Origin of the sequence: Spirulina sp. CCNP1310, from assembly GCF_034932185.1 — a bacterium.
Taxonomy (GTDB): domain Bacteria; phylum Cyanobacteriota; class Cyanobacteriia; order Cyanobacteriales; family Spirulinaceae; genus Spirulina.
Genome location: NZ_JAYGHW010000007.1, coordinates 93206 through 99453 on the forward strand (window position 1 = coordinate 93206; position 6248 = coordinate 99453).

Below are 6248 nucleotides of genomic sequence, written 5' to 3' on the forward strand. Positions count from 1 at the left end.
ACCGGGTTCAGGGGAGAAGCGATCGCCGTTCCCAAAATTGATACGGGGGATGAAGAGACGGCAAACCATCAACTTTGTAATTCTTATTTTTCAGGAAACTTTTCCCCAGGGGAATCCCCACAGTTTCCACAGCTTTTCCGGAGGTTTTCCCCAGAAATCTCATCATTTTCCACAGATCACAAAAGCTAAAACCGACTTTTTGGTTGGAACCTCACAGGGGAGGGGATCAGGATTGTAAAAGGGGGCATACGGAGTTTAAGTGAAGTTATGTAACAAAAACCAGGCTCAAAGCCTTATTCTTGCGTAAACCTTGAGTTTTTCTAAAGCCATTGTTAACATTTCTCAGCATTGACAAATCCCCCCCTTTCCCGCGAAATAGAGTTAGAGTCTGTATTGAACCATGGCTGGATTGCTACCCATCACCAACCTTTAAAATTGTTTTCCAGGGGTCGTCATTCAGAACTTTAGTCCCGCTGTCGTCTGCACGACGACGGGATGCCATCCCCTTAACCCCATTAAAGGCAAGTTATCGGGGGATTCGTCGAGCGTACCTATCCGCGCTAGCGTAGCCCCCTGCTTCGATATTCTTCCTCATCCTCGGCTGCCGACATCTGCTGATGTTCGCTGCGGCTCGGTTTGACTTGTTTTTTTTGCTTACGAGGTCATCATGACAACTCAAATCAGTATCCTGACCGAAATCCCCGAAGATCTACACCAATCCCTTCGGCACTATCTGGATCAACACCCCAGTTGGGATCAAGATCAAGTGTTCACGGCTGCCTTGTCTTTCTTTTTGCTCCATGGCGCTCATTCCCCTCGCCCCCATCTGACGGATACCCCTGATCCGGCGGCAGCAAAAGCTTACCTAGAAACGCTGTTTCACACCTAAAGCGGTGGTAAACTAGGGTCTGTTTTTGCATCCCCTCCCACCATGCTAGAAAGTTTGATTGTTGGTGCAGGCCTGAGCGGCTTGGCCACGGCCCATCGGTTACAACAGCGCGATCGCCAGTTTTTAATCACCGAGCAGGATGATCGCCCTGGGGGCGTAATGATCAGCAAACAGCGGGATGGCTTCCTCTGGGAGGAGGGGCCCAATAGTTTTCAACCCAATCCCATCCTTTTAAAACTCGCCGTGGAGGTGGGTTTGGGGGATGATTTAGTTTTGGCTGATCGCCGTTTGCCCCGGTTTGTCTATTGGCAGGGGCGGCTGTTGCCGGTGCCGATGAGTCCGGGGGCAGCGGTGCGATCGCCCCTGTTGAGTTTTGGCGGTAAGTTGCGGGCGCTGTTGGGGGCGTTGGGCTTTGTGCCGCCAAAGATGGGGGGGATGGAATCGGGGAGTGAGGAAACGATCTGGCAATTTATCCATCGCCATTTAGGGGCGGAAGTGGCCGAACGTTTGATCGCGCCCTTTGTGTCGGGGGTCTATGCCGGGGATGTCCATGGTTTGAGTATGGCGGCGGCGTTTCGGCGGATTTATGAGTTAGAGGAGAAGGGCGGCGGCTTGGTGGCGGGGGCGATCGCCACCCGTCGTCAAAGTCAACCGACTCCCCCCGATCCGAGCCTGCCCCAAACCAAGCCGGGGGAACTGGGATCTTTCCGGGAGGGGATGGAGATGTTGCCCAAGGCGATCGCGGCACGGTTGGGCGATCGCCTCCGTTGCCAATGGACGCTAACGGGTCTTGAACGCCTCCCCAATGGCTACCGCGCCCAATTCGACACGCCCACGGGCCCGGAAACTGTGGAAACCCGCAGTCTTGTCCTGGCCATTCCCGCCCATCGCGTCGCCCCCCTCCTCGCCCCCCTAACGGGAACGGCTCAGGAGGTTTTAGAGGCGATTCCCTATCCCCCGGTGGCCTGTGTGGTGATGGCCTATCCCGATCAGGCTTGGCGGCGACCCCTTCAAGGTTTCGGCAATTTAAACCCCCGTCATCAGGGGATCCGCACCCTGGGGACGATCTGGTCTTCCACCCTCTTCCCTGGCCGTTGCCCCCAGGGTTGGCGGATGATTTCCAGTTTTATTGGTGGGGCCACGGATCCGGCGGTAGGGGAAATGGATCGCGAAGCGATCGCCCAGCAGGTTCACGCCGATCTGAGCAAAATGCTCGTCAAGCCCGAATTTAAACCAGAAGTTTTAGCCGTGCGGGTTTGGCCCAAGGCGATCCCCCAATATACGTTGGGTCATGGCGATCGCCTCCACCACCTCACCACCCACCTCGACCAATTCCCCGGCCTTTTCCTCTGTAGCAACTACACCGATGGGGTGGCGTTGGGGGATTGTATTCGTCGGGGTTTGGCGGCAGCGGAGCGGGTGGAAACCGTTTTATAGGGGCGTTGGCGTAAGCCTGCCGGAGGCACAAAAAATTTTCGCCCCGGAGGATCCCCCCGGCTACGCCGACCCCCTTAATAAGGGGGTTTTCTGGAACCCCCCTTTTTAAGGGGGGCAGGGGGGATCCTCCCACAGATCGAGTTAAAAGCAATACAAATCACCCCCCTTTTTAAGGGGGGCAGGGGGGATCCTCCCACAGATCGAGTTAAAAGCAATACAAATCACCCCCCTTTTTAAGGGGGGCAGGGGGGATCCCGATGACGCAACCTTTAGATATTCTCATCCTCTCCAATGGCCCCGGCGAAGTGACGACTTGGGTGCGGCCGGTATTGGTGCAGTTGCGGCAGCGGTATGGGGAAGATCGGCAACGGTTGCGCATTTCTGTGGTGTTGGCTCCCTGTCCCCATGGGACGGGCCATGAGGCTGAGGTGGTGCGGGGTTATCGGGAGTGCGATCGCCTCCAGGGGCCGGAAGCCTTTTGGCCCTTTCTCCTTTGGGGGAAGACGGTAGAAGGTTGGGATTGGCGGCCGGCGGGCATTGTTTTGTTTTTGGGGGGGGATCAGTTTTTTGCGGTGGCGATCGCCCAACGCCTCGGTTATCGCCTCGTCGTTTATGCCGAATGGGAAGCCCGTTGGCCCCGTTGGGTGGATCAGTTTGCGGTGATGAATGCCGGGGTGCAAGAGAAAATCCCCGCTGCCTATCGCCATAAAGCCTATGTGGTGGGGGATTTAATGCGCGATCAGCCCGATGGGGAAGGTGAACCAGATGATACCGAATGGATCGCCTTTTTGCCGGGGTCAAAGGCAATGAAACTTTCCCAAGGTGTACCCTTGGCGATCGCCTTTGCCGACCATCTCGCCCCACACCGTCCCCAGACACGCATCGGGATTCCCCTCGCCCCGACGCTGGATCTCGCCCGTTTCTGTCAATTTGCCGATCCCGCCTTTAATCCCCTCATGAAAAAACTCGGTGTTAGCCCGGTCACGCTCATTGAACCCCCCAAGGGCAACCCCTATCTGCGCACGGCTACGGGCCAAACCTTGGAAATTTGGCGCAGGTTTCCCGCCCATGGTGATCTGCGCCGCTGTCGTTTCTGTCTAACCAGCCCCGGAGCCAATACTGCTGAACTAGCTGCGATGCAAATCCCGATGGCGGTGATGGTTGCTACCCATGATCTGGAGGGGATAGAGGTTTGGGATGGTTTACCCGGATTAATGGCACGGTTGCCGGGGGTGGGGAAACTACTCCTGAAAGGGTTTAACCAGTTCGTGTATGGCCAATACCGGCGGCGGGAACAGCAGGGCAAAAAACCGCTGTTTGCTTGGCCGAATATTTGGGCGGGGCGGGAGATTGTCCCGGAATGGGTTGGCCCGCTTACGGGGGAGTTTTTAGCCAATGAGGTCGATGCCCTCCTCAATGATCCGGCGGCGTTGGCGGCGATGCGGTCGGCGTTGGGGGCGGTGCGGGGGGAGCCGGGGGCGGCGGCGAGGTTGGTGGCGGGGTTGGTGGAGCCGGAGGGGGGCGATGGGTGCGCTGCTTCTGATCGGGTTTAAGCGGGATTTACTGGGGTTGAGGGGCGATCGCGGGCCATGAGGTTCAGGCGATTAGCCAATTGTTGTACAATGATGTTGTACAAGTTTTCGCAATCCTGATGTTAAGCAAAGAAACGACTTATTCTCAGGCAAGAACGAATTTAGCGACTATTTTGGATCAAGTGTGTGATGAGCGTCAGATTATGGTCATTAAGCGTCGCAATGGGCAAAATGTGGCGTTAATTGCTGAAGATGAGCTAGAGAGTTTATTAGAATGTGTTTATTTATTGCGATCGCCTGAAAATGCGAAGCGTTTATTTCGTGCTTTAGAATGGTCAGAAAACAGCACCGCAATGCCTCTTTAGGGTAATTTCTAATGTATCTAGCAACGCGGTTACTTCTAGAGAGCGATCGCCTGCGGCTTTTGTCGAGCGATCGCAAAAATTGGACTATGGTAAGAATTCCTGCATCTCGTCCCAGTAGGTAGGCAATTTCGGTCAGTGCAGGTTGAGGTAGGGCAATGGTTGGCTGGTGTTGATAGATGGTGGCAACGGCACTATGGTGGTGATCCTTACGGTTGAGCAAAGCAACCACAAATCCGGTATCAGCGATCGCCCCTATTTTTTCCATGATAAACCCGAAGCGGATTGAATTTCTGCGGTGAGGATGGCTTCTGCTTGGGTAGAAAGTTCGGCACTACCGTCATAGAGACCTGTGAGAAAGGGGTCGGGGGGAGTGGGGGATGGGGAAAGGGGGTTAGGGGTTAAATTTGCTTGTAGATACTGGGCGATGGCCTCATCGAGCAGAGTTTCTAAACTTTTCTGTTCTTGGATGGCGACCTGTACCAGTTGGGTCAAGGTTTGGGGGTCTGGTTTCCAGTTTAGGGTTATGTCTAGCATGGTTGTATTTGGTGACTGATCACATTTTATCTAGAAGATCTGACAGGGCCTGAACTGATGTGCTATCTGTTTGGGGCGACCATACCACGGCCTCGGTTGAGGCGAGTTGCTGGAGCAATTCATGGGCTGGGTCAATGAAGCAGTTTAGTGGTTTGTTTCCCATGGATTAATTACATCAATTCCACAATCCAAGAAGTCGCGGATATTGCGGGTTGCTAATGTTGACTGATGAACTTGGCAAATGGCTGCGATTTGTGCATCAAATTGTGAGATGGGGCGGCCGATTTGTTTACGGCTTGCTGCTATTCGGGAATAATGTTCAGCGGATTTTTGATCGAAGGCTAAAATTCGCTCCGTTAAGTGATGCTCAAAGATAATCGATGCTCCATCGAGCAATTTTTGTCGTCGCTGTCCTTCAGGGAGAATTTGAATGCCATACAAAATTTCGGCTTGGGTAATACTGGTTGTGTACAGTGATGCACCGTTTTGGCGGGTTAACCATTGGCGAATGATCTGAGAACCCATGGGCTGAATGAGTTCTGAAATGATGTTGGTATCGAGCATGATTTTCATCAAAAACTCCTTGTGGAAACCCCCACCTCGCACCGCAGGTGGGGGAGGAAACAAGCGTCAGGCAGCGGGGTTAAATACCCCACTGACTGACAATCTCTGCGGGCAACTGACCAAAATACCTGTGGCGCGATAGAGTAGCTCAACCTTAGCAGCACTGAACTGACCAATACGCTTCCAACTGAACTCAGAAACAGAAACTTGCCGAGCCGTATCGCCACTCACATAGCCCACCGAGACGCGACCTGCCATCTCAGCCCGCACCAGATCCCCCTTGCGGAATCCATGGCGGGTCACTGTACCCCCATATTTGCGGCGTAGACCCTGCTTACGGGGAACCATGAGGTGCAGTTGCCTGCGACTGATGGGTGGCCGTTTAATCACGACAAATGGGGCAGATGTAATCTTAACCTGGCCAAAGCAAAGATAACCGTGACTGCGTTTCCGTTGGAAGGGACGATACTCGATGAAGTATCCACAAGCTAGGGCGATACCATCTACGGCATGGGTTTGGGGGATTTGTTCTGCTTTATCCTGAGACTTCTTCAATCCCAAGAAAGAGCGAAGTTGAGCAGTGCCATTGCCATCCTTCTGCCACCCGTAGCGAGTGTAGACGGGGGCAATTTGCGCCATTTTCTCAATGGCGTAGGCTTGCCCCACCATCACAGGGGAGAAACCCTTCCCAGATTTTGCTCCCTTTCGACCGGAGGTTAAGTCCACGTCGGCGCGAACTTTCTCGTAGCCAATGGCGGCAATGGGAAATAGTTGGGACAACTCCTGAACAACCCGAAACTGGGTGCATCTCAATTAGGAGATGAGTAAATATACTCATTACAATTCCTCCTCAAAAGCCTACATAATTTAGACACTGTTGACCACCTTTGACCCATGACTCCCCAAACGCAGGCTGAACTCCAGCAA

Annotated in this window: 7 protein-coding genes; 4 read left to right on the forward strand and 3 right to left on the reverse strand. The window is 53.9% G+C overall.

The features are described from left to right. Positions 1–667 precede the first annotated feature (667 nt). From VB712_RS03755 to VB712_RS03770, 4 genes are all read left to right on the forward strand, one after another. Positions 668–889 carry a DUF2811 domain-containing protein gene (locus VB712_RS03755; RefSeq protein WP_323252271.1) on the forward strand — a complete coding sequence of 74 codons (222 nt, stop codon included), beginning with the start codon at positions 668–670 and terminating at the stop codon, positions 887–889. Between the two features lie 42 nt (positions 890–931). Then, positions 932–2326: a protoporphyrinogen oxidase gene (hemG, locus tag VB712_RS03760; protein WP_323252273.1), complete on the forward strand. Its 1395-nt coding sequence runs from the start codon at positions 932–934 to the stop codon at positions 2324–2326. A 257-nt stretch (positions 2327–2583) separates the two neighbouring features. Further along, positions 2584–3879 (forward strand): lipid-A-disaccharide synthase, encoded by a 1296-nt coding sequence (locus VB712_RS03765; RefSeq protein WP_323252275.1) that lies wholly within the window; start codon positions 2584–2586, stop codon positions 3877–3879. Positions 3880–3977: 98 nt separating this feature from the next. After that, positions 3978–4223, forward strand: coding sequence for a type II toxin-antitoxin system Phd/YefM family antitoxin (locus tag VB712_RS03770; protein ID WP_323252277.1), 246 nt, complete (start codon positions 3978–3980; stop codon positions 4221–4223). A gap of 252 nt (positions 4224–4475) precedes the next feature. Here VB712_RS03770 and VB712_RS03775 read toward each other — a convergent pair whose 3' ends face one another. The 3 genes from VB712_RS03775 to VB712_RS03785 all read right to left on the reverse strand — a co-directional run bounded on the left by VB712_RS03775 (position 4476) and on the right by VB712_RS03785 (position 6101). After that, on the reverse strand, positions 4476–4757 hold the full coding sequence (locus VB712_RS03775; protein WP_323252279.1) for a hypothetical protein: 282 nt from the start codon (positions 4755–4757) through the stop codon (positions 4476–4478). Between the two features lie 144 nt (positions 4758–4901). After that, positions 4902–5321, reverse strand: coding sequence for a type II toxin-antitoxin system VapC family toxin (locus VB712_RS03780; protein WP_323252281.1), 420 nt, complete (start codon positions 5319–5321; stop codon positions 4902–4904). 66 nt (positions 5322–5387) lie between these two features. After that, positions 5388–6101, reverse strand: a complete 714-nt coding sequence (locus VB712_RS03785) for a hypothetical protein (protein ID WP_323252283.1) — start codon at positions 6099–6101, stop codon at positions 5388–5390. Between the last annotated feature and the right edge of the window lie 147 nt (positions 6102–6248).